General features: G+C 63.3%; 19 protein-coding genes. 6 read left to right on the top strand and 13 right to left on the bottom strand.

Annotated elements, in window-relative coordinates:
- Positions 1–129: 129 nt before the first annotated feature.
- From sufD to ACFPFW_RS13300, 5 genes are all read right to left on the bottom strand, one after another.
- Positions 130–1,437, bottom strand: coding sequence for a Fe-S cluster assembly protein SufD (gene sufD / locus ACFPFW_RS13280; protein WP_114956797.1), 1,308 nt, complete (start codon positions 1,435–1,437; stop codon positions 130–132).
- Complete coding sequence (gene sufC / locus ACFPFW_RS13285) at positions 1,437–2,189, bottom strand: Fe-S cluster assembly ATPase SufC (protein ID WP_114956796.1); 753 nt, start codon at positions 2,187–2,189, stop codon at positions 1,437–1,439. Before sufC ends, sufD begins: the two co-directional genes overlap by 1 nt.
- A gap of 50 nt (positions 2,190–2,239) precedes the next feature.
- Positions 2,240–2,560, bottom strand: a complete 321-nt coding sequence (locus ACFPFW_RS13290; protein WP_114956795.1) for an antibiotic biosynthesis monooxygenase — start codon at positions 2,558–2,560, stop codon at positions 2,240–2,242.
- Entirely contained in the window at positions 2,560–4,035 is a 1,476-nt protein-coding gene (sufB, locus tag ACFPFW_RS13295) for a Fe-S cluster assembly protein SufB (protein WP_114956794.1), read from the bottom strand. The genes ACFPFW_RS13290 and sufB overlap by 1 nt, the downstream gene beginning before the upstream one ends.
- Before the next feature lie 88 nt (positions 4,036–4,123).
- Positions 4,124–5,296 (bottom strand): cysteine desulfurase family protein, encoded by a 1,173-nt coding sequence (locus ACFPFW_RS13300; protein WP_114956793.1) that lies wholly within the window; start codon positions 5,294–5,296, stop codon positions 4,124–4,126.
- Between the two features lie 182 nt (positions 5,297–5,478).
- Here ACFPFW_RS13300 and ACFPFW_RS13305 point away from each other — a divergent pair, with 182 nt between their 5' ends.
- Together ACFPFW_RS13305 and ACFPFW_RS13310 are read left to right on the top strand one after the other, a co-directional pair.
- Complete coding sequence (locus tag ACFPFW_RS13305; protein WP_114956792.1) at positions 5,479–6,132, top strand: alpha/beta hydrolase; 654 nt, start codon at positions 5,479–5,481, stop codon at positions 6,130–6,132.
- Positions 6,133–6,147: 15 nt separating this feature from the next.
- Positions 6,148–7,089, top strand: coding sequence for an AEC family transporter (locus tag ACFPFW_RS13310; protein WP_114956791.1), 942 nt, complete (start codon positions 6,148–6,150; stop codon positions 7,087–7,089).
- On the opposite strand, the gene ACFPFW_RS13315 is transcribed toward ACFPFW_RS13310, so the two are convergent.
- Both ACFPFW_RS13315 and ACFPFW_RS13320 read right to left on the bottom strand, forming a co-directional pair.
- Positions 7,086–8,645 carry an OpgD/OpgG family glucan biosynthesis protein gene (locus ACFPFW_RS13315; protein ID WP_114956790.1) on the bottom strand — a complete coding sequence of 520 codons (1,560 nt, stop codon included), beginning with the start codon at positions 8,643–8,645 and terminating at the stop codon, positions 7,086–7,088. The genes ACFPFW_RS13310 and ACFPFW_RS13315 overlap by 4 nt on opposite strands.
- Before the next feature lie 82 nt (positions 8,646–8,727).
- Complete coding sequence (locus ACFPFW_RS13320) at positions 8,728–9,834, bottom strand: anhydro-N-acetylmuramic acid kinase (RefSeq protein ID WP_114956789.1); 1,107 nt, start codon at positions 9,832–9,834, stop codon at positions 8,728–8,730.
- Between the two features lie 90 nt (positions 9,835–9,924).
- Here ACFPFW_RS13320 and tyrS point away from each other — a divergent pair, with 90 nt between their 5' ends.
- Entirely contained in the window at positions 9,925–11,184 is a 1,260-nt protein-coding gene (gene tyrS / locus ACFPFW_RS13325) for a tyrosine--tRNA ligase (RefSeq protein WP_114956788.1), read from the top strand.
- Here tyrS and ACFPFW_RS13330 read toward each other — a convergent pair.
- A complete protein-coding gene (locus ACFPFW_RS13330; RefSeq protein WP_379771074.1) occupies positions 11,181–14,513 on the bottom strand; it encodes a YhdP family protein in 3,333 nt (1,110 codons plus the stop codon). The genes tyrS and ACFPFW_RS13330 overlap by 4 nt on opposite strands.
- Positions 14,514–14,701: 188 nt before the next feature.
- Between ACFPFW_RS13330 and ACFPFW_RS13335 the strand changes: the two genes are divergently transcribed.
- Positions 14,702–15,175 (top strand): peroxiredoxin, encoded by a 474-nt coding sequence (locus ACFPFW_RS13335; RefSeq protein WP_379771077.1) that lies wholly within the window; start codon positions 14,702–14,704, stop codon positions 15,173–15,175.
- A gap of 405 nt (positions 15,176–15,580) precedes the next feature.
- Positions 15,581–16,762 carry a M23 family metallopeptidase gene (locus tag ACFPFW_RS13340; RefSeq protein WP_162799650.1) on the top strand — a complete coding sequence of 394 codons (1,182 nt, stop codon included), beginning with the start codon at positions 15,581–15,583 and terminating at the stop codon, positions 16,760–16,762.
- A 2-nt stretch (positions 16,763–16,764) separates the two neighbouring features.
- Here ACFPFW_RS13340 and prfB read toward each other — a convergent pair.
- A protein-coding gene (prfB, locus tag ACFPFW_RS13345; RefSeq protein WP_114956783.1) for a peptide chain release factor 2 occupies positions 16,765–17,896 on the bottom strand; the annotation gives its coding sequence in 2 pieces (ribosomal slippage) (positions 16,765–17,826 and positions 17,828–17,896; 1,131 coding nt in all).
- A 122-nt stretch (positions 17,897–18,018) separates the two neighbouring features.
- Here prfB and ACFPFW_RS13350 point away from each other — a divergent pair.
- Entirely contained in the window at positions 18,019–18,531 is a 513-nt protein-coding gene (locus tag ACFPFW_RS13350; protein WP_162799649.1) for a hypothetical protein, read from the top strand.
- A gap of 10 nt (positions 18,532–18,541) precedes the next feature.
- Here the strand turns inward: ACFPFW_RS13350 and ACFPFW_RS13355 are convergent, their stop codons facing one another.
- From ACFPFW_RS13355 to ACFPFW_RS13370, 4 genes are all read right to left on the bottom strand, one after another.
- Complete coding sequence (locus ACFPFW_RS13355) at positions 18,542–19,489, bottom strand: DMT family transporter (RefSeq protein ID WP_114956781.1); 948 nt, start codon at positions 19,487–19,489, stop codon at positions 18,542–18,544.
- Positions 19,490–19,622: 133 nt separating this feature from the next.
- Entirely contained in the window at positions 19,623–19,871 is a 249-nt protein-coding gene (locus ACFPFW_RS13360; RefSeq protein ID WP_114956780.1) for a hypothetical protein, read from the bottom strand.
- Positions 19,868–22,339, bottom strand: a complete 2,472-nt coding sequence (locus ACFPFW_RS13365) for a penicillin-binding protein 1A (RefSeq protein WP_114956779.1) — start codon at positions 22,337–22,339, stop codon at positions 19,868–19,870. The genes ACFPFW_RS13360 and ACFPFW_RS13365 overlap by 4 nt, the downstream gene beginning before the upstream one ends.
- Positions 22,340–22,458: 119 nt before the next feature.
- Positions 22,459–23,550 (bottom strand): N-acetylmuramoyl-L-alanine amidase, encoded by a 1,092-nt coding sequence (locus tag ACFPFW_RS13370; RefSeq protein WP_379771082.1) that lies wholly within the window; start codon positions 23,548–23,550, stop codon positions 22,459–22,461.
- Positions 23,551–23,885: the final 335 nt, after the last annotated feature.

Below are 23,885 nucleotides of genomic sequence, written 5' to 3' on the forward strand. Positions count from 1 at the left end.
AGGGGAGAGGGCCGACTCAAACCGGCAGGTTTGAGCGGGGTGAGGGGTATGTCCCCTCGATAAGTCTGTCCCCTCACCCGGCCATCGCTGCCGCGATGAGCCGACCTCTCCCATTGGGAGAGGCAACCATCAATCCCGTGCCATCAGCCAGCTGTTGGTCACGACCGCCAACGCGTCCTTCAGACCTTCGTCCTCGACCATGTCGAGCACTTCGCCGACGAACGCCTCAACCAGGATGGCCTGTGCGTCGATCTTCGAAATGCCGCGGGCCATCAGGTAGAACAGATGGTCTTCGTCGAGCGCGCCGCAGGTCGCACCGTGCGCGCACTGGACGTCGTCGGCGTAGATCTCGAGTTCCGGCTTGAGATCGGCTTCCGAGCCTTCCGAAAGCATCAGAGCCCGGCTCATCATCCGGCCGTCGGTCTTCTGCGCATTCTGGCGGACCAGGATCTTGCCCTGGAACACCGACCGGCTATCGCCGTCCAGCACCGACTTGAACAGTTCGCGGCTCTCACAGCCATAGCTGGCGTGATCGGCGAAGAAGGTCGTGTCGAGATGACGGCGCGCGCCGGACAGCGAGATGCCATTCAGCGACGCCTTGGTGTTGTCGCCCTCGAACTTCACAAAGACCTGCTGGCGGGCGACGTCAGAGCCGCGCGCGACGGCGACGGTCTGGAGCGAGGATTCGGCGCCGAGCTTGATCGCCAGAGTGGCGAGATGCTGGGTGTCGAGCGATTCCGCCTGCAGCTTGATGAGGTTGATGTCGGTCCGGTCACCGGCCAGAAGCTCCACATAGGAGTTGGTCTGGTGATGACCCTCGCCGAAATGACTCTCGACGATCTCGACCTTGGCGTCGTCCTCGACCACGATCAGGATCCGCGCATAGGACGCATGGCCCTCGCCATCCTGGCCGAACGCCAGATGAAGCGGCCGGTCGACCTTCGTGCCGGCCGCGATCCTGATGAGGACGCCGTCGGAAACGAACGCGGTATTGAGCGCGATCGCGGCATTGTCCTCCGGTGCCTCGGCCTCGCCGAAGCGGGCCAGCAGCGGAAGATCGGAGGCATAGGCCTTGGCCAGCGACACGGCTTCAACGCCAGCCGGCAGCTTGCCGAGATCGGACAGGCTCTCGATCAGGCTGCCATTCGCGAAGACGATCTTCGATGCGTCGAACGAGGTCAGGACGCGCTTGCGATCGACGGCCGCGACCTGCGCGTCAGTCGGCAGGTCGGCGAGCGGTTTCGCGTCGCGCATCAGCGCACGCAGATCGGTGTACTTCCATTCCTCGACGCGGCGATGCGGGAGGCCTTCGACAACCGCGCCGAATGCCTTCTCACGCGCATCCCGGTTGCCCGGAAGGCGAGCCTTGGCCGCCGTGAACTGCTCGACAAGCGCGTTCTCGGCCGCCGTCTTGATGGGGCGAACCGCCGTGTTCATCAGGCGGCCTCCACGTACTCGGCGTAGCCGTTCTTCTCGAGCTCGAGCGCGAGTTCCGGGCCGCCCGAACGGACGATCCGGCCCTTTGACATCACGTGGACGACGTCCGGCTTGATGTAGTTCAGGAGGCGCTGATAGTGCGTGATCACGACGAAGGAACGGTCCGGCGAACGCAGACGGTTCACGCCGTCCGAGACGACCTTCAGCGCATCGATGTCGAGGCCCGAATCCGTCTCGTCGAGGATCGCGAGCTTCGGCTGGAGCAGCGACATCTGGAGGATCTCGGCGCGCTTCTTCTCGCCGCCAGAGAAGCCGACGTTCAGCGAACGCTTGAGCATATCCTGGTCGATGCCGAGATCGCTCGCATGCTGGCGAACCATCTTGATGAAGTCAGGGGTCGAGATCTCGCCCTCATCGCGGGCGCGGCGCTGGGCATTGAGGGCGGCCTTGAGGAAGGTCATCGTGCCGACGCCCGGGATCTCCAGCGGATACTGGAAGGCGAGAAAGACGCCCTTGTTGGCGCGCTCGTCGGCTTCGAGTTCGAGCAGGTCCTCGCCGTCGAGTTCGACCGAACCCTCGGTGACCTCGTAATCTTCCTTGCCGGCCAGGACATAGGAGAGCGTCGACTTGCCCGAGCCGTTCGGACCCATGATCGCATGGACCTGACCGGTCGGAACCTCCAGATTGAGGCCCTTGATGATCTCCTGCCCATTGTCCTCGATACGGGCGTACAGGTTCTTGATCGACAGCATGTTCAGTTCCTCGTCTCGACCGGCGAGCTCTCGCTGCGAACCGGTATTTCTCAGTAGTGTCTCGTTTCGATCAACTCGTAGTGCTGCGAGCGATCGTCGAAGCGTTTCAGAATGGCCCGCGCCCTGTCGGGCACGTAGACCGTCTCGTAATCCTCGCCGACGAAGGCCTTCACCGAGTCGAGATCGTCGAAGGTCATCACCGTGATGAATTCGACCTCGTCCTCCAGCGGGCGGCGTAACAGCTCGATCGACCTGTATCCCGCCACCTTCTTCGCCTCGATGCTCGGGAAGACGAAAGTCTTCAGCAGCGTCTCGTAGGCGTTGGCATTCTCCGGCGTGGTCCAGCCATGCCAGATCCGCTTGACGGGCATCAGCCCACGGAGCCCTCGAGGCTGACCGCGATCAGCTTCTGCGCCTCGACGGCGAACTCCATCGGAAGCTGCTGCAGCACGTCCTTGACGAAGCCGTTCACGATCAGCGCCACTGCCTCTTCTTCCGAGAGACCGCGCTGCTGGCAGTAGAACATCTGGTCTTCGGCGATCTTGGACGTGGTCGCCTCGTGCTCGAACGTCGCCGAGGCGGTGTTCGCCTCGATATACGGCACGGTGTGCGCGCCGCACTGATCGCCGATCAGGAGACTGTCGCAGTTCGTGAAGTTGCGAGCGTTCTTCGCCTTGCGATGCGCCGAGACCTGTCCGCGATAAGTGTTCTGCGACTTACCCGCGGCGATACCCTTCGAGATGATCTTGGAGGTCGTGTCGCGGCCGAGATGGATCATCTTGGTGCCGGAATCGACCTGCTGCATGCCGTTCGAAATAGCGATCGAGTAGAACTCGCCGACCGAATTGTCGCCGCGCAGGATGCAGCTCGGATATTTCCAGGTGATCGCCGAACCGGTTTCGACCTGCGTCCACGAGATCTTCGCGCGATCGCCGCGGCAGTCGCCACGCTTGGTCACGAAGTTGTAGATGCCGCCCTTGCCCTCGGAATCGCCCGGATACCAGTTCTGGACAGTCGAGTATTTGATCTCGGCGTCTTCGAGCGCGATCAACTCGACGACGGCCGCGTGAAGCTGGTTCTCGTCGCGCATCGGCGCGGTGCAGCCTTCGAGGTAGCTCACATAGGAGCCCTTGTCGGCGATGATCAAAGTGCGCTCGAACTGTCCGGTGTTCCGCTCATTGATGCGGAAATAGGTCGACAGCTCCATCGGGCAGCGAACACCCGGCGGGATGTAGACGAATGAACCATCGGAGAAGACCGCCGAGTTCAGCGTCGCGAAGAAGTTGTCGGTGACCGGAACGACCGAGCCGAGATACTTCTTCACCAGCTCCGGATGTTCCTTCACCGCTTCGGAGATCGGCATGAACAGCACGCCGGCCTTCGCGAGTTCCGCCTTGAACGTCGTCGCGACCGAAACCGAATCGAACACCGCGTCGACGGCGACGCGCGAACCCGCGCCCTCGACGCCGGCGAGGATCTCGCGCTCACGGAGCGGAATACCGAGCTTCTCGTAGGTGCGCAGCAGCTCCGGATCGACCTCGTCCAGGCTCTTGGGCCCAGGCGAGCTCTTCGGCGCGGAATAGTAATAGAGATCCGAATAAGGGATCGGCGCGTACTCGACCTTGGCCCAGGTCGGCTCCCGCATAGTCAGCCAGCGGCGATAGGCGTCGAGACGCCATTCGAGCATCCATTCCGGCTCATTTTTCTTGGCGGAAATGAAGCGGACGATATCTTCCGAAAGCCCCTGAGGGGCCCGATCGGACTCGATGTCCGTGACAAAGCCATACTTGTACTGATCGACGTCGATTTGACGTACCTGGTCGATCGTCTCCTGGACGGCCGGCATGAACCTCTCCTTCCACAGCGGTTTCAAGGACCGCGGGTTCGGGGTCTGTATGTGCGTATTCCACGGTCAGACCCCGCGAAATACGAAATTACGCAGCTAGAACTTTTCCAGCTACGGAAGTGTTAGCACGAAGCTGCGCAAAAACCTCAAGAAAACGCTCGATATCCGCGTCGGATGTGGTCCAGCCGAGACTGACCCGCAGCATGCATGCACGGATGTCGGGTTTCACGCCCATGGCGTCAAGGACGTGCGAGTTCTTTACCTTACCGGACGAACAGGCCGATCCGGACGAGATCGCGACGCCGGCGAGGTCGAACGAGATCAACGCCGTCTCCGCGACCACGCCCGGAACCGCGAAGGCCACGGTATTCGGAATGCGCTCGGCGGCGGCCCCGAACACGACCACGTCCTGGGCTATGCCGAAGATGCCGCTTTCCAGACGCTCACGCTGGCTCTCAAGCCGGGAGACATCGGCGGCGAGATCACGGCGAATCGCCTCCGCGGCCGCACCGAAGCCGGCGATCGAAGCAAGGTTCTCCGTGCCCGCGCGAAGACCCTTTTCCTGGCCGCCACCGCGCACGAGCGGCTCGCCGATATGGATCGCCTCTTTCCTGCGGATCAGCGCACCAGCGCCCGACGGACCACCGATCTTGTGCGCCGAGATGGCGATCAGGTCCGCGCCACAGGTCTCTATATCGACCGGCATACGGCCGGCCGCCTGCACCGCGTCGCTGACGACGAGGCCGTCACGGCCGTGGATCAGTTCGGCGGCCGCCTTCACCGGCTGAATGACGCCGGTCTCGTTGTTGGCGATCTGAAGCGCGAGCAACGGACGGCTGTATTCGTGCTGCTCAAGCGCCTTGGCGAGCGCATCGAGGTCGATGACGCCGTTCGGCTTCACCGGCACGATCTCGACCGCATCCTCCGGGAAGCGATGTCCCATCAGAACGGCGGCGTGCTCGGTTGCCGACACGTAGAGCCGCCAGGGCCTGGCATCGCAGCCAGCCTGCAGCGACGGCGTCAGCGCAAGATTGAGCGCTTCGGTCGCACCGCTGGTGAAGAACACGTTCTTCGGCTGTGCGCCGACGAGCGCCGCCACATCTTCGCGGGCGCGTTCGATCGTCGCGCGTGCCTTGCGGCCCTCGGTGTGGATGGAGGACGGATTTCCGCCCTGAACCAGCGCCCGGCCCACCGCACGGGCCGCTTCCGGACGGATTGGCGCCGTCGCGTTATGATCCAGATATATTCGAGTCATCGTCATCGGACTGCCGCACACCAGGCCAAGTTGAACTTGCGCCAAGGCATGCCCCGCATGATATGAGAACGGAGTGGCGCCCGAAAGCGGGCGACAAACCCTTAGAACTATTCTAGCACTTCGGCCAATCACCGCCGCGAGTCAAGCCGTCACAATCGCGCGGCACATGAGAACGAGACGAACGTCCTATGCCTGAAGTTATTTTCAACGGCCCTGCCGGCCGCCTTGAAGGCCGTTACCATCCCTCGAAGACGAGGAATGCGCCGATCGGTATCGTGCTGCATCCGCATTCGCAATTCGGCGGGACGATGAACAACCCCATCGTCTACCAGCTCTATTATATGTTCGCCGAGCGCGGCTTTTCAGTCCTGCGGTTCAATTTCCGCGGCGTCGGTAGGTCGCAGGGCATCTATCACGGCCAGGACGAGCTGTCGGACGCGGCGTCCGCGCTCGATTGGGCGCAGAGCATCAATCCCGACGCGCGCGCCTGTTGGGTCGCTGGCGTCTCCTTCGGTGCCTGGATCGGCATGCAACTCCTGATGCGCCGTCCCGAGGTCGAGGGTTTCATTTCGGTCGCCCCGCCGGCCGGCAAGTTCGACTTCACCTTCCTGGCCCCCTGCCCGTCTTCCGGCCTCATCGTCCACGGCGACGTCGATCGAGTGGCGCAGCCGAAGGATGTCCAGGCGCTGGTCGACAAGCTGAAGACCCAGCGTGGCATCATCATCGACCAGGATATCATTCCGGGCGCGAACCATTTCTTCGACGGCAAGACCGACGAGTTGATGGCCAGCTGCAGCGGTTACCTGGACAAGCGCCTCGGGCGGAACTCCACCGCCGCCTGATCGGACACGACCGGCATGCTCGCGACGCTGTCGGTCGTTCTACCGATCTTCGGGCTGGTTCTCGCGGGCTTCATCTGCCGCAGGACCGGCATCCTCGGACCGGCGGCGCTGACCGAACTGAACCGCTTCGTCGTCTGGCTCGGCCTGCCGGCTCTGTTCCTTAAAATCACCGTCCATGCCAGCTGGGACGAGCTTTATCAGCCCGGCTTCATGGTCGTGTTCGGCCTTTCCTGCTTCATCCTGTTTTTCGCGACGATCCTGATCAGGATGAGAAAGAAGGGGCTCGCCGATGCAAGCGTCGAAGGCCTCGACGCCGCCTATCCGAATGCGGGCTATATGGGCTTCCCGCTCTGCTTCCTGGTGTTCGGTGCCGAGAGCTTTCCCGTCGTCACGATAGCGGCGATCACCACCGCCTGCGTGATGTTCGCGATGGCCATCGTCCTGCTCGAAATCGGCATCCAGACAGAGCGGCATCCGGGCCGGATGGCGCTGGCGGTGTCCCGCTCGCTGATCAAGAACCCGCTCGTCGTCTCGCCGGCCATCGGCATTGCCTTCGCAGCCTCCGGCCTGCCGCTCCCGAAAGCAGCCGACACTTTCCTCGACCTTCTCAGCGCGGCCGCCAGTCCGTGCGCGCTTGTCGCTCTCGGTCTATTTCTCGCCGCCGAACGCGCAGCGGTCGACAAGGACCGCGCCGGAGCCATCCTGCTCACGCTGCTGAAGCTCTTCGTGCAGCCAGCGCTGACCTATGTGCTCGCCTATCACGCCTTCGACCTGCCAAAGGTCACGGCCGACACGGCGATCCTGATCTCCGCCCTGCCCACGGGCACCGGCCCATTCATGCTCGCGGAATATTACAAGCGCGACGCGGCGGTCACCGCCGATACGATCCTCTACTCGACGCTCGCTTCGGTCCTGACGATCTCCGCGCTGCTCTATGTCAGCGGCCACACCGGCTAGGCCGGCTTCTTCACCGGCAGGAATTGGTAGAGCCACGTCTCCGTCACCGGCACGCCGTCCTTGCTCAGGAACAGCCGCATCTCGACCGGGTCAGGACCCGCCGCAGTGAAATCGAAAATCGCGCGCCAGCTGTCCTCCGCCTTGTTCGAATAGGCGGTCGCGTTCGCGACCGTACCGGACGATGCGCTGACCATGGCCTCGACGCCCTTCGCGCTCTTGCCGAGCGCCGTGATCATCGGGCCTGCAAAGTCGACGACGATCTTGAACACACCGGGAGGACGAGGCTGGCCGGGAATGCCGCCTCGGCCGATGCGGGTCGCGATCGTCCGGCCTAGAAGGGTCGGCGGCTCGTCCTTCGCCCAGCTCAGCTTGTAGTCGATGGCGATCGCATCGCCCTTGTTTACCGGCTTCGCCGACAGCCAATAGGCGGCGATGTTGTCGTGGATCTCATCGTCGGTCGGAATTTCGACGAGTTGAACCTGCCCCGGACCCCAATCGCCAAGTGGTTCGACCCAGACGCTTGGGCGGCGCTCGTAGAAGACGCCGTCGTCCTCGTAATTCTCGAAATTCCGGTCGCGCTGAAGTAGGCCGTATCCCTTCGGCGCATTGTCCGAAAAGCTCGACGTCATCACCCGCTCGGGATTGTTCAGCGGCCGCCATAGCCGGTCGCCGTGGCCCGTCAGCATTGCCAGACCGTCCGAGTCATGCACCTCCGGCCGCCAGTCCGCCCCACGGGGGCCCGTCGTCTCGGAATACCAGAACATCGAGGTCAGAGCGGCGATGCCGAACCGGCCGACGGATTCGCGGGCGAAATAGCGGGCCTTGGTGTCCATCACCACGACACCGTTCTTGGAAATGTCCATCGCAAGCGCGCCGGCGACACGGGGGCTGTCGAGCTTGCAATAGAGCATCAGCGCGCCGCCGGTTTCGGACGGCGCGAAATAGAAGTCGGTGAAGCGAGGAAACTCCTCGGGCGTCGGCATCGCGACATCGATCGCGAGCGCCCGTGCCGACATGCCGAACTGATCGAGTTCGCCCGACGAGCGCATATAGGCGGCACCGAGGAATGCGAGCCAATCGCGCTCGGAGCCCGGCTCCATCACCCGGAAACCGGCGAAGCCGATATCATCGGGCAATTCCTTCGCCGGACTGTCCGAGGGGATCGTGAAGAAGTCGGGCTTGTAGAGAAGCCGCTTCGCCTGCCCGTCGTCGATGATGTGGATGCCCACCGGCACCGGGAAGAAGTGACCGAGATGGAACATCCGGACCAGCGCCTTGTCGTTGCCGACATGCAGCGTCTTGTCCAGCTTGAACTGCAGCCGGTTGTGTTCGTCGTAGACTAGTTTGTCGAGAACGTCCTTCGCGCGCGGCACTTCCGGCACGTAAGGAGCTTTCGCCAGCGCTTCGGCCTCGGCCACCAGCTTGTCGAAGGAGAACGGCTCGCCGCCGCTGAATTCGAGGTCGGGATTGGTGTCGTCCGCGAATGCATCGAGCGGAAGGACGAAACCGAGCGCGGCCATTGCGGCCAGAAGTTCGCGGCGGGAAAGGTCGGCCATGCGGAAAGCTCCGGCCAAATTCTGAGGTGGGGCAGCTAATTACAGGACTAGATATCCTGAAAGAGGTGCAAATCCACCCCAATCAAGGCAGACAGATGACGCCGCCGGTGGTCGGCTGTGGAACGCCCGTCGTCCATGGAAAGCTCAGCGGCAGCCCCCTCAGGGAGCGGACGGCGAGGAAGGCGAAGGCCTGCGCCTCGACATGATCGCTCGACCAGCCGACCTCGCCGCCGGTCAGGACCCCGGCGGGCGCAAGCCGTTCGGCGAGCATCCGCATCATTGCCGGATTGCGTGCCCCGCCGCCAACCACGATCCAGGTCATGGGCCGGCGCGGCAGATGCGGCAGGATGCGCATGGTCGCCGCCGCGGTGAACGCCGTCAGCGTTGCTGCGCCGTCTTCGACCGACATTCGGTCGAGCGGCAGCCGCTCGGAGACCCAACGGCGGAACGCATTGCGGTCCAGCGATTTCGGCGGTGGCTGATCGAAGAAGCCATGCTTGAGAAGACCGGCTATCGCGGTCTCGTCGGCCTTGCCCGCATTCGCGGCCGCGCTGTCGGCGTCGAACGGCTGCCCGGTGCGCGTCAGCATGAAGTCGTCGAGCAATGCATTGGCCGGTCCGACATCGCAGCCGACCGGCTCCGCATCGCCGTCGAGATAGGTGACGTTCGCGACGCCGCCGAGATTGAGCACCGCGACTGGCCCCGGAACGTCGAGGGCCTTCACTAGGGCGCGGTGGAACACCGGCACGAACGGAGCTCCCTGCCCGCCGATCGCCATGTCCGCGGCGCGGAAATCAAACACGACCGGCACCCCGGCGGCCCTCGCCAAGGCCCAGCCGTCGCCGAGCTGGACCGTCAGGCCGATTTCGGGGCGATGGACGACCGTCTGGCCGTGAAATCCTATCACGTCGACGGAGCCGGCAGTCTTCAGGAAGGCGAGGATCGCCTCGGTGTTCAGCCTGGTCACGGCGGCCTCTGCGTCGACGAGCCGGCCTGGCCGCGCCGCACGGTCGGTCAGTCCGGCCGCATCCTCCATCGCGCCGAAGATCAGCGCGCGCTCGGCCTGATGCCCGTCATAGTGAAAGCTCGCGACCGGACCGAACGCCGCAATCGTCTCTCCGTCTGTCTCCAGCACCGCTAAATCGATCCCGTCGAGCGAGGTCCCGCTCATCATCCCCAGTGCGCGCATCGACTCGCTTTCCTCTAAACTCGATACCAAGAGGTAGCCTTTCTCGCCACGAACCTGCTAGACGGGCCGCCTCACAGAAGAAGCAGTGTCATGATCGAATACCGTTCGTCCTTCCTGAAACTCTTCGCCGAGCGCGGCTACATCGCCCAGATCTCGGACCCGGAGGCCCTCGACAAGCTCGCGCTGGAAGGCCCGATCACCGCCTATATCGGTTTCGACTGCACGGGCCCGAGCCTGCATGTCGGCCATATGATGGGCATCATGATGCTGCGGCGGCTCCAGCAGTCCGGCCACAAGCCCATCGTGCTGATGGGCGGCGGCACGACCAAGGTCGGCGACCCGTCGGGCAAGGACGAGGCGCGCCAGCTTCTGACCGACGAGGTGATCGCGTCCAACATGGCGTCGATCAAGCAGATCTTCACGAATTTCCTGAGCTTCGGCGACGGCCCAACCGATGCGGTGATGGTCAACAACGCCGAATGGCTCGACACGCTGCACTACATCCCATTCCTCCGGGATTACGGCCGGCACTTCTCGGTCAACCGGATGCTCACCTTCGATTCGGTGAAGCTGCGCCTCGATCGCGACCAGCCGCTCAGCTTCCTCGAATTCAACTACATGATCCTGCAGGCCTACGACTTTGCCGAACTGGCGAAGACGCGCGGCGTGCGGCTGCAGATGGGTGGCTCGGATCAGTGGGGCAACATCGTCAACGGCATCGATCTCGGCCGCCGCGTCGCGGGCGCCGAACTTTACGGCCTGACCTGCCCGCTTCTGACGACGGCATCGGGCGCCAAGATGGGCAAGACCGCCGCCGGCGCGGTCTGGCTCAACGGTGACATGCTGAGCACGTGGGACTTCTGGCAGTACTGGCGCAACACCGAGGACGAGGATGTCGGTCGGTTCCTACGTCTCTTCACCGATCTTCCACTCGAGGAATGCGCGCGGCTCGAAGCGCTCGAGGGCGCCGACATCAACGAGGCGAAGAAGGTTCTCGCGACCGAGGTCACCGCGCTCGTCCATGGCCGCGACGCCGCCAATGAAGCGCAGGAAACCGCACGCCGCACCTTCGAGGAAGGTGCGCTGGCTGAGAATCTACCAACGGTCGAAGTCTCGGCGCCCGAGCTCGCCGAACAGGGCATCGGCGTCCTGCATGCCTTCGTAACCGCCGGCCTTGTGGGTTCGAACGGCGATGCACGACGTCAGGTCAAGGGCGGCGGGCTGAAGGTCAACGACGCGACGGTGACCGATGAGCGGGCGATCCTCAGAACCGGCGATCTGACGCCCGAGGGCGTGATCAAGCTTTCGCTCGGCAAGAAACGCCACGTTCTCCTGAAGCCGGTCGGCTAACGATAAGCCGGATCGTTCGGCTTGAAGGAACGGACCTCGGGCGAAGTCCCGTCCGCGTTCGGCGGATTCTGCTGGCGGAACTCGAATATCTTGCGCAGGAAGCCCGGGGCGACGGCCGATAGCGGGTTCATGTTCATGACGGGCGCGGTCCACGGCCCGCGCACCTCGAAGGTGATGCCGACCAGTCCTTCCTGCGAGCCTCCGCCGAGAATCATCCCGAGCACCGGCACCTTGCCGAACAGATTGTTCAGCGCATAGGCGGGCAGGAACGTACCGCGCAGGCCGATCTGGTTCTGCGCGTAATCGACCTGTCCGTCGAGCGTCGCGCCGAGTTCGTTTCCGTAGACGACGCAGTCGTCGACCATCACCTTGCCGTCGCCGAGACGGAATTTCGTCTCCATCCGGGTGAAGGTCATGCCGTTGTTATTTGCCTGGGCAGCGTTGCCGCGACCGCTATGCGCGACGGACGCCAGCTGCTGGTCGCCGATGACCTGGAAGTTCTGGACGATCAGCCGTCCCTTACTGGTCTCGCCGGGCACGACGTCGAGTGCCAGCGCGCCGCCGCGCATGCGGCGGTAGACATCGAGGAAGCGGAGCGTCGCGCCGGAATCCGCCGCCCGGATGCTGATGACGCGATTATCGTCACCCTGCGACTTGCCCTCGATCGACCCTCCGCCGATACGGCCGGTCAGGTAGAGTGACCTCGTGGTGTTGCCGCGGCGGCTGATGCGGAAATCGGCGCCGCTCAGGACCTCGTTGTTGTTGCCGACCACGGTGCCGAGTTTCATGTCGACATCGAGATCCGGCCCCTTCCGGTCCGTCTGGCCGGTCGTGATCTGCTTCAGAGCCGGACGGGCGTCGAACGTGCTGCCCTGCATCGACAGCTTGAAGCCCTGCCCTGCTTTGTCGACCGACAGCTTGGTGTCATCGCCGCTGCTGATCCGGAACGTATTGAAATCAGCGCTGTTGAACTGGCCGCCACCGTCGAAACGGACCACACCCTTGATGTCGATGCCGCCACCCTGAGCCGAGAAATCTCCGAGTTGGAAGCCGTCGTTCTGGGGCTTGACGGTGAAGGCGATGCGTCCGCCCTGCCCGGCCGCCTTGCCGATGCCGAGCGGCCCTTCGACCTGGGCGCTCGATATGTCCGCTTCGAACTTGGCGCCATCGAACTGCCCCGGTCCGGCGAGCGACAGGCGCGCCGAGACCGGACCGCTCATCTTGATGGTCTCGTTGGAGAAATCCTTGATCTTGGACGGGTCCATCGAGAATGCGACGACGGTCGAGCCGAGTTTCCCCGTCTCGTCGCGCGCGATCTGGGCCTCGACCGCCATCGGAGCGCCGGCGAGTTTCAGATCGCCGCGCAGATTGACCGCGGCCCGATCGACCAGGAGCCGCAGATTGCCATTGTCGATGTCCTTGCTGCCGATCCCCTTAGGCAGGGACAGCCCGGCAAATCCGGCATCGACGCCGACCTGAAGTTTCGAAATATCGGAGCCGCGCCCGAAGGGACCGGTCAAGGTGATTGTGCCGTCGACCTTGCCGTTGCCTTGAAGGAGTTTCGAGGTATTCGGCGCCAGGCGGTCCAGGATCGGCACCGACATCAGCGCACCCGCCGCCTGAACCGGTCCCTGCAGCTTGATGGCGAGATAACCTTGGAACGGGTTCGGCCGGTGATCGTCCGTGCCGAACAAAGTGCCGGCGATTCCAAGCGTCTTGTTGTCGCCGAACTCCACCCGTCCTTCGTCGAGGCGGACCTGCATCACCTTGTCCTGGACGGTCAATTCACCAGTCACGCCGATCGCCGGCGGCGCGCCGTTGAGATAGGTGAAGACGCCATCGGTGAATTTCGCGTCGACCAAAGTCGAGCGCTCGTGCTGAGGACCGATCGCCAGTTCGCCGCGCACCGCGATGTTGAGTTCCTCCACCACCCCCGATTTGACGTTCTCGGCGATCCATCTCCGGCTGTTGGCTGCGATCGGGACCGGCCAGACCCGCAACAGAGCGGCGATCGGCGATCGCGAACCGGCGATCGCGAAATCGCCCATCGGCTTCTCGCCGCTGAAATCGAATGTTCCCTGGCCCACCACCGACAGGGCCCGGCCGCGAACAGCCGCGTTGTCGATCGTCAGGATACGGGCCTCGCGGCGCAGATTGCCGTTCACCTCGAAACGGTCGAACCGCAATGCCGACAAACCGGGATCGGCCCCGGGCACGGCGATCTCCGTGCCACCGATCGCATAGTTCCATTGGTCCGCGCTGTCATCGGCTGGCCGTGCCTGACCGCCGAAACTGATGCGCGTATTGTTGGCGACGATGTCCGATTGGCCGAGCCGGAGAACTCGGTCCTTGCCGTTCCACGAGAGCTGGACGCGGCCGCGCTCCACGTTCATGGCCTCGTCGGGCTTGTCGGGAGCAACGGCGCGGAATCCGACGACGTCCAACCGGGCCTCGGCCGTTGGAACCTGTCCGGCAGGGTCGAGCCGGGCATAGAGATGACCAAACAGCCGCCCATCGATCTCGGCCGGGACCGCGCCACGAAGTGCCTCGTAGATCAGGCGTCCAAGCGCGAGATTCTCGAAACCGAGATCGAAATCACGTCCCTCGCCCGGCTTGCCGCCGACCGTCGCCGTGACCGACCAGCGGTTTTCCGCGGACGCCGATGCGGCGCTGGCGACAAGGCCGTTGCCGTCCGCCTGACGTGAAACTTTCAAATCGACCTGTTCGACGCGATCGATACGGCCGCGCCGCTGGTCGTCGATGACGATATTGCCACGCTCGATCTCGGCGACCTCGAAGCTCGCAAGCGGCCCGGATGGCTGAAGAATGGCCATCGCACCGGAGAGGAATCCGAATATCTCCGCCGGAGCGTCCTGCGGCACGTCCGCGCCGGGGATGCGAAACAGCGCAGGTCCGCCCTCGGTGCCGGCCAAGGCAACCTCGCCATTGTCTTCGATGCGAAGCGTCAGATGAGGCTGGACAATCTTCAGGCGTCGCAACGAGGCCTGACCGCCCATCAGGATATTGCCGTCGAGAGCGATCGAGGCGCTCGGGACGCGCAATACTGGCGCTCCCGACGGATCCTCGATCTCGAACTCGTCCAGCTTCAGGTCCAGCCCGTTTGTGGTCGGATCGACCTGGGACTTGCCGATATTGACGATGTAACCGGGCCCAAGACGCGCCTCGATCGCCTGGGCAATGCGCGGCGTGACGAAGCGCGAGGGTAGCGAGCTGAACAGCACGCCGGCGACACCCGCGACGAGTAGCAGCGCGATGCCGACACCGATCAGCGCGCATTTGCGCAGCATTGAAAACTTGGAAATACGCATGCGGACGCCGCGCCAACTCCTGGTGACGCGCTTCTGCTTTGCGCGGCGTGAGCCCCGCTTCTGCGCCATCCCTCCCAGACCCCGCCCGGAACAAAAAGAAACACACAGCCGCGCGGTCCGGCTCGATGCCGACCGCGCTACTCTCTAAAGAGAGCATAGGCGATAGGAATAAGACGAAAGGACGGCGCGTGACAAAGCTTCAGCCCGGTTCTCCCGCCCCGGATTTCGAACTGCCTACCGATGGCGGCGGTACATTTCGCCTTTCGGACCTGCGCGGCCGCAATGTCGTCCTGTATTTCTATCCCAAGGACGACACGACGAGTTGCACGCAGGAAGCGATCGACTTCAATGCGCTACGCGACGAATTCGCCGCCGCGAACACCGTCGTCATCGGCCTCTCGCCCGATTCCGTGAAGAGCCACGACAAGTTCAAACGCAAATACGATCTGCAGTTCCCGCTCGTCTCGGACGAGACGCGGACCGCGCTAGAACGCTACGGCGTCTGGGTAGAAAAAAGCATGTATGGCCGCACATATATGGGCGTGGAACGGACGACACTGCTGATCGATCCGGAAGGCCGCGTCGCCAGAATCTGGCCTAAAGTCCGCGTCGCGGCGCATGTTCGGGAGGTGCTCGAGGAGGCCCAGCGTATCAGTGCATAGACTCGTCCCGGCACCGACAACCGCACGTAGGTCGACTTTCGGAACCGAAATATGGAAAAATTGCTCGTCGGATTCGCACGAGGGGAGCAACGTGATGAACGACTGGCATCCTATCGAGACGGGGCCCAAGGACACATCGGTGTTGGTGTATTGCAAACACGGCCCCTGCGAGGTCGGGCATTACAACACCCTGATGAGGGGATGGGTGACGAGCTGGGATCATAGATACCTGGACACGCCGACCCACTGGATGCCTCTGCCGCATCCGCCCGCGTCCACGGCCATGATCGAGGGACGGCAGCCGAACTGAGGCTGCACATTTCGCCAATTCGACGCCCCGCAGATCCATGGCTTCGCGGGGCGTCGCTTACGTGGGGTTAACCTTACCGTTCTATGAAACGGGGCATGCAGGCCTCGTATCAACGGTCTCGACAATCGACAGGCTCGCCCGTTCGGCGGCTGAGGATCGATCTGCATCCCCTCACCGCCCTATCGATCGTTCTTGCCGTCCTTGCGCTGGGCATCTGGTGTGTCGCAACAACAGGCTATGCCTTCTTTCATGACCAGGTCCTGATCGGCATCACCGAACGTCATGCATCGATCGAACGTGGCTCGCGTGCGGAAATTCAACGGCTTCGCGACGAGATTCAGCGGATATCCAGTTCGCGGCTGGTCGAGCAGCAGACCATGGCAAGCAAGCTCGACGCGCTGGCCGAACGACAGGCCCGCACCACCCGCAGACAGGACGAGATCATTCGGCTTCTGGGCTCGGGAGATGAGGTCGAGGCAAAACCGTCCGATCCCGAAGAAGCCGCCCCCGAACCGGAAGACATGCCGCTCCGCCAGTCGCACGGTTTCCTGACGCCGACGGACGACGGCTCGCCGGTGCTCAATAGGTTGGATACCCTCGGTAACGCCTACGACCGCCTGGAGCGCAATCAAACCAGAGCGATTGCCGACCTGAAGCGACGCTATGAGCATCAACGCGCAAGTCTCGACAATGTCTATGCGCGGCTCGGGCTCAATCGTGACTTGAAGAAACCAATTCAAGCCTCGGTCGGTGGACCGTTTTTACCGACGTCTGTTAATCCGGTGCACAAGCTGGGAACCGATCTGGCAGCGCTGGCCGATATGGCCGCCGAGGCGGACGATCTCCGCGCTGGGCTTTCGCAAATCCCGGTGCGGTCGCCCCTGCCCGGCGCGCAGAAGACCAGCGGTTTCGGCACAAGGATGGACCCATTCCTCGGCGCGCCGGCCTTCCATAGCGGCGTGGATCTGCGTGCCGCGTCCGGGTCAACCGCCCGCGCTACCGCCGACGGCAACGTGGTCACCGCCGGATGGACGAACGGCTACGGCCTGATGGTCGAAATCCGCCATTCGAGCGGCACCTCGACCCGCTACGGCCACCTGTCGTCGATCGGCGTCAGGGAAGGTCAGACCGTCTCTGCCGGGGACATGATCGGCCGCGTCGGCTCGACCGGGCGCTCGACCGGGCCGCATCTGCACTATGAAGTCAGGGTCAACGGCGAGCCGGTCAATCCCGACCGCTTCCTCGCGGTCGGGACGACGCTTGCAAGCCTGAACTGAGATCAGTCGACGTCGTCGACGCTCTCCGGCCCGCCGCCATAGACGCGCTGGGCCAATGCCGCTTCCATGAACGGATCGACATCGCCGTCGAGCACGTCGCTCGGGCTGGTCGAGGTCACGCCGGTGCGGAGGTCTTTCACCATCTGATACGGCTGCAGGACGTAGGAGCGGATCTGATGGCCCCAGCCGATATCGGTGCGGGCGGCCTGCTCGGCCGCCGCGGCGTCCTCGCGCTTCTTCAGCTCCATCTCGTAGAGCTTGGCGCGCAGCATGTTCCAGGCGGTGGCCCGGTTCTTGTGCTGCGAGCGGTCGCCCTGGCTGACGACGGCGATGCCGGTCGGAATATGCGTCAGGCGAACGGCCGATTCCGTCTTGTTGACGTGCTGGCCGCCCGCGCCACCCGAACGCATCGTGTCGACGCGGACTTGACTTTCGTCGATGTCGATCTGGATGCGGTCGTCGATGACCGGATAGACGTCGATCGAGGCGAAGCTGGTCTGTCTGCGCGCATTGGAATCGAACGGCGAGATGCGCACCAGCCGGTGCACGCCCGCTTCCGTCTTCAGCCAGCCATAGGCGTTGCGGCCCTTGATCAGCAAAGTCGCCGACTTGATGCCCGCGCCTTCGCCGTCCTGATGGTCGACGACCTCGATCTTGAAGCCGCGCCGCTCGGCCCAGCGCGTGTACATGCGCAGGAGCATCTCGGCCCAGTCCTGACTCTCGGTGCCTCCGGCGCCGGGATGAACGTCGAGATAGGTGTCGCTGCCGTCGGCCTCGCCCGAAAGCAAGGTCTCGATCTGCTGGCGCCCGGCCTCCTCGGTCAGAGCCTTGATGGCGGCCTCGGCTTCCGAGATGACGCCGTCATCGCCCTCGGCCTCGCCGAGTTCGATCAGTTCGACGTTGTCGGCGAGTTCGCGATCGAAGCGCAGGATCTGCTCGATTCGGGTCTCCAGATCAGTGCGCTCGCGCATCAGTTTCTGGGCGCGATCGGCATCGTCCCAGAGCGTCGGGTCTTCGGAAAGCGCGTTGAGCTCTTTCAGGCGTGAGAGGGACTGATCCCAGTCAAAGATGCCTCCTCAGCAGCCCGACCGACTGCTTGAGTTCTTCTACGAGTTTGGACGTCTCGGCGCGCATGAATCGCTTCTTCGAGGTTTGAAAAGAGCGCGGAACCTAGGGAACGAGGCAGGGTCTGTAAACCGCTATTGAGCGCATGTGATTTGTTCGCTAGCTGATCGTGGCCCCTTGATCAGGATCACATGGCAGAACGCAAGCAACCCAGCCGGCGCCGATGCTCGACGGCTTTTCTCAACGACATGCTGGCAATCCATGCCGCTGATCGACCCAATTTTTTCCTACGAAAGTATCTCGGATCCATGCTGGTCATGGATTTCGGTGATCAAATACCAATCCGAACCTTTCGAGGCGATGATATCGAGGTCGGAGAATTCAATATCGGCGTCCGCAATTGCTACTGGGAACTGTTCGACAGATCGGAGCGAATACTGACCAGCGAAACCATCGAGGACGACAGGATCATTGAAAAAGCGATTTTCAAACACTCGGTAAGTGCCCTCAACCTCTTTCAACGCAAGGGATTTGCCGATCTGGAATTCACGGAGCCGGGGTTGATGATGCGGTTCGACATAACCGGAAAATGGGAAGACAGGCCCGGACGATGCATCGTGAAATTCGACTTCCTGAAGAAGTGCAGCATTCAACTGACGACATTCGGGCATCTCATGTATCAGGAGTGGGACACGAGCTGGTAGTCACGGCATCTCAATCGTCCGAAACGACGACGCGTTCCCGGCTCGCCAGCGTGTAGAAGCCGACACCGGCCAGAACCAGCACGCTGCCGATCACGTCGATCAGGCTCATCCCCTCGCCCAGCACGACGACCGCGAGCGCAATGGTGGCGACCGGGCTCATCGTCGAGATCGTCGCGTTTGCCTGCGCCGAAATCCGTGACAGGGCGGCGTTCATGAAGAACGACGGAAGCACGGTGGCGCCGACTGCTATCAGGACGCCGAGCCACATTACGTAAGGGGATAGCGGCTTGAGTTCATGCGTCAGCAGGAACTGCCCGATTGCCGCCACCGCCGCGGCGCTCATGGCGATGCAGGTGAAGAGCTGCGGCCCAAGGGTAAAGATGATCTCCTTGGCCAGGAGCTGATAGAGCGCGAACGCAACGGCAGCCGCCATGACCCACGCGGCGCCGATAAGTGCGCTTTGACCCAGCACACCGAGATCCTGATTGAAGATCAGGGCGAGGCCCGCATAGCTGACAACGAATGCCAGGAGAGCCTTAGCCTTTACCGGCTGGTGGAAGAAGGCCGCCCCGAACAGCACCACGAACAAGGGATAGGTGAACAGGATCAGCCGCTCGAACTGGGCGGAAATGTATTCGAGCCCCTTGAAGTCGGCCCAGCTCGAAACCCAATAGCCGAGCAGTCCGACGAAGATCGCATGAAAGATCGCGCGGCTTCTCTCCGGGCTTGGCGTGACGGTGCCCCTGGACGCCCGCACCGCCCAGACCCCGATCACGACGTAGACCGGCAGCGACAGGACCATGCGGAGCGCAAGCAGCGTCTCGGCGTCGATCCCCTCCGCATAGGCGAGCTTGATGATGATGCTCTTGGTCGCGAACAGGCATGCGCCGGCCGCGGCGAACAGATAGCCCACCCACGGCCGGCTGGCTGGGGTTGCAGCTGTGCCGGCGCTGGTCATTGGAGTCCTGAAATGAGAACCGGCGAAAGGCCGGACGGTCGGTCCTACCTAGGAACCGGAACCGGCGCTGTAAATACGCCGATAGTCACTCGCAGGGAAGTTTGGACAGCCCCCCGAGCCCAGCGAACGGTGATCAAGGGTTCATGACGTTAGTGCAGCGCCATTCTTTCGGCTGGCAGGCGATGCCCGGCGTCGAGCATTTCGGACCGTCCGGCGCGCGAGCGCAGATCACGCAGTCATTGGTGAAAGCAGTGCAGGCCGCCTGCTCCCGCATCAAGCTTTCGAGGCTGTCCGGCGCGGGCGGCTTCAGCGGCGTCAGTTTCGGCTCGTCGGCGAAGGCGCTTCCCGTCATCACGACGAGAAGGATCGCCGCGAACCTCAATAGAGGCCGCCCGTGCCGCTGCGAACCGCGCGGTCGGCTTCCGGCGTTACGCCGATCGCCTGGCCGTCTCCGGCGCCGTAGCCGATGACCGAATAGCTGTCCGGGGGCGCGGTACCCGGCTTGAAGGCTTCGAGGATGACCTTCTGGTCTCCCGGTCCCGCGCGCATGCCGGTGACGGGGTTGATGCGGACGAGCTTGATGCCCGGCGGAACGCGGAACGGCACGGCGGGCTTGTCCGCGAGTGCGACCTTCATGAAATCGCTGACGATCGGCGCCGCGAGCTCGCCACCGGTCGTTCCGTGACCCATGTCGCGCGGCTTGTCGTACCCGAGGTAGACACCCACGGCGAGATCAGGCGAGAAGCCGACGAACCAGGAATCCTTGTTGTCGTTGGTCGTACCGGTCTTGCCGGCCATTGGCTTGCCGACCTGGCGGAGAACCGTCGCGGTGCCACGCAGGACGACGCCTTCGAGCATGGACGTCATCTGATAGGCGGTCAGCGGGTCGAGCACCTGCTCGCGATGGTCGACAAGCGTTGGCGGCTGCTGGCCGCGCCAGTCGGTCGCCCGGCAGCCCTGACATTCGCGCGCGTCGTGCTTGTAGATCGTGCGGCCGTAGCGGTCCTGTACGCGATCGATCAGGCTCGGCACGACCTTCTTGCCGCCATTGGCGAAGATCGAATAGCCGCCAACCATGCGCAGCAAGGTCGTCTCGCCGGCGCCGAGCGCCATCGACAGGAACGGCGGCAAATCATCATAGACGCCGAAGCGACGGGCATATTCCGAGACGATCGGCATGCCCATGTCCTGCGCCAGGCGCACGGTCATGACGTTACGAGACTTCTCGATACCGAAGCGCAACGTCTGCGGGCCGTAGAACTCTCCGGAATAATTCTCCGGTTTCCAGGTCTCGCCGCCGGTGCCTTGGTCGATCTCGATCGGCGCATCCAGAACCACCGACGACGGCGTGTAACCATTGTCGAGCGCGGCGGCGTAGAGCAGCGGCTTGAACGAGGAGCCGGGCTGGCGCAGTGCCTGCGTCGCGCGGTTGAATTCGCTCTGGTCATAGGAGAAGCCGCCGACGAGCGCGAGAACGCGGCCGGTGAACGGGTCCATGACCACCATCGCGCCGGAGATTTCGGGCACCTGACGCAGGCGGTACTGGCCGGCCTGAGCCTTGCCGTCCTTGCCGGTCAGCGGCTCCACATAGACGACATCGCCGGGTCCGAGAGGGCCTTTCTGGTTCGGCGGCTTCGTCGCGCCGGAGGACCAGCGCCCTGCCCACTTCATGCCTTCGGGAGGGATATTGCCGGTATCCCGGTCGGCCTTGACGGCACCGTTGGCCTCGCGACCAGGCTGCATTCCGATCGTCGCACCGTTGCCGTCGACGGCCAGCACGACCGCGAGCTTCCAGCCGACATCGCCATAGGCCGGAACTTCGGCCAGCGCCTTGCCCCAATCCTGAACCGCACCGACATTGCGGATCGCGCCGCGCCAGCCCCGCGCCTCGTCGAACTTCACGAAGCCGGCCGACAGCGCCTTCTTCGCCATTTCCTGGAGCTGCGGGTTCAGTGCCGTGCGGACCGAAAGGCCACCCTCGTAGAGGCCCTTGCCACCGAACTTCTCATAGAGAATCCGGCGAACCTCTTCAGCGTAGTAAGGCGCGGTGTAGACATGGGCGCTCGATGCGCGGGCCGTCACGCCTAGAGGAGAGTCCTTTGCGGCACGGCCGTCCTCCGCCGAAACGAAGCCGTTCTCGACCATGCGGTCGATGACCCAGTTACGGCGCTCGATGGCGCGATCGGCATAGCGGAATGGATTGTAATTGTTCGGCGCCTTCGGCAGCGCGGCGAGATAGGCGACCTCGGCCACGTTGAGCTCATGGACCGACTTATCGAAATAGTTCAGCGCCGCGGCGGCAATGCCGTAATTGCCGAGGCCGAGATAAATCTCGTTGAGATACAGCTCGAGGATCTTGTCCTTCGAGAAGGTCTGCTCGATCCGAAGTGCCAGCAGCGCTTCCTTGATCTTGCGGTTCATCGAGGCTTCATTCGTCAGCAGGAAGTTCTTCGCGACCTGCTGCGTGATGGTCGACGCGCCCTGCGGACGGCGATCGCGGCCCATGTTCTCGATATTGTACCAGACGGCGCGAGCGATGCCGGTCGGATCGATACCGCCGTGCTCGTAGAAGTTCTTGTCCTCCGCCGAGAGGAAGGCGTGGATCACAAGCTGCGGGACCGCCTGGATAGGCAGGAACAGGCGGCGCTGATTGGCGTATTCGGCGATCAGGCTGCCATCCACGGCGTGCAGGCGCGTGGTGACTGGCGGCTCGTATTTCTCGAGCGTCGCATGATCCGGAAGGTCTTGGGCCTGCTGCCAGACGAAAGCGCCAATGGCCGCCGCCGCGACAACGCCGAGAATCGTCGCCGTTGCGAACAGAAAGCCGAAAAAGCGAAGCAGCAGGCGCATCTACGCAGCATCCCCCTCGTTAGAACCGCCCGCTCCGCCTGGCCGTGCGATCTTGATTGCCCGGCTTGGAAGCCGTTTGTGGATTTTATGGGGCGCGCCGCCGGTCCGGTCGAAGTGCCCTATTCCTTTTGATACCCGAAAAACCGATCGACCGCCGCGACCATGGCTCCGGATGCGGTGTTCCGCCACTCCTCGGACGTCAGCAGCTTCAGGTCGTCCCTGTTGGACATATAGCCGAGTTCGAGGAGCACCGACGGCACGTCGGGAGCCTTCAGGACCATGAAACCGGCGGACCGGTTCGGATTCTTGTTCAACCGGACCGCCCCCTTCACCGATATCACGAGATTCTGGGCGAAACGCGCTGAAAACGCCTTTGTTTCCCGTCTCGCGAGATCGATCAGGATACCCGCCACTTCGTCGGGTTCGGACGTCAGGTCGACGCCCGCGATGACGTCGGCTCGGTTCTCCTTCTCGGCCAGTTTCTCGGCTTCGGCGTCGCTCGCCCTGTCGGACAGCGTATAGACAGTCGCACCGCGTACGCCGAACGGATCGGAGATAGAGTCGGCGTGGATCGACACGAACAATTGGGCGCCGGCCTCGCGGGCGACCCTCACCCGGTCGGCGAGTGCGATGAAGCGGTCGTCGTCACGGGTCATCACCACCCGATAGCGACCGGTCGCATCGAGCTTGGCCCTGAGGGCGAGACCGAAATCGAGAACGACCTTCTTTTCCTGCTCACCGTCCTGGCCGTGCGCGCCCATGTCGATGCCGCCATGGCCGGGATCGATGACGATTACAGGACGCTTGTCGCCGGCATCGGCCGTCGGCGCGTCGGGCTTGGGCGGCACCTCGACTTCCGCGCGCTGCCGCGTTGCCGCTTTCACGAAGGCATCGCGGCTCGTCGCCACGAGGTCGATATCGAGCCTGATGCCATCACTGGTTCGTGATTGTTTCATCGAATCGACCGCGACCGGCCCAGGCGTGTCGATGACGATGCGGGAACGCCCAGGCGCGATCAGCCCGTAGCGGTAGGTCGATACGAGGCCGCGCGCGGGATGACCGGTCTGATCCTCGGCGTGGAACAGGACATTCGGCAGGTCGATGATGACGCGGTACGGGTCCGGCAACGTGAAGATGCTCGGCTCGATCTGCGCGCCGAGCAGTACGGAAAGTCGCGTCCGGTTGAGGTCGCCCTCGAGCCTTGTCGCCATTGCCGCGACAGGCTCATCCGCTCGAGCCGATGCGGGCGCGAACCACGCGCCGACAGCTACGCACAGGAGAATCAGAAATCGGCAATTCTCCACATCACTTCTCCGATTTCGCTCTCTCCGGCCTAACGGAAAACCTCTGCTTCGCCCATATTGCATTCCAATTTCTGGTGGATTTCTCTCGACAGCTCCACCATCCGTCGTAACAACGAAGCAACACAACTGCTTGTCAATTCCGGGCTTTTGTATATGAAAGGACTCGGCTCGCACCGTGCTGAAGGCTCCCAGCCTGCTCACGCGCGATGGCGGCAGCTTCCCATCTGTATGAGTGTGGAAGT

This window comes from Flaviflagellibacter deserti (genome assembly GCF_042652085.1).
Taxonomy (GTDB): domain Bacteria; phylum Pseudomonadota; class Alphaproteobacteria; order Rhizobiales; family Methylopilaceae; genus Flaviflagellibacter; species Flaviflagellibacter deserti.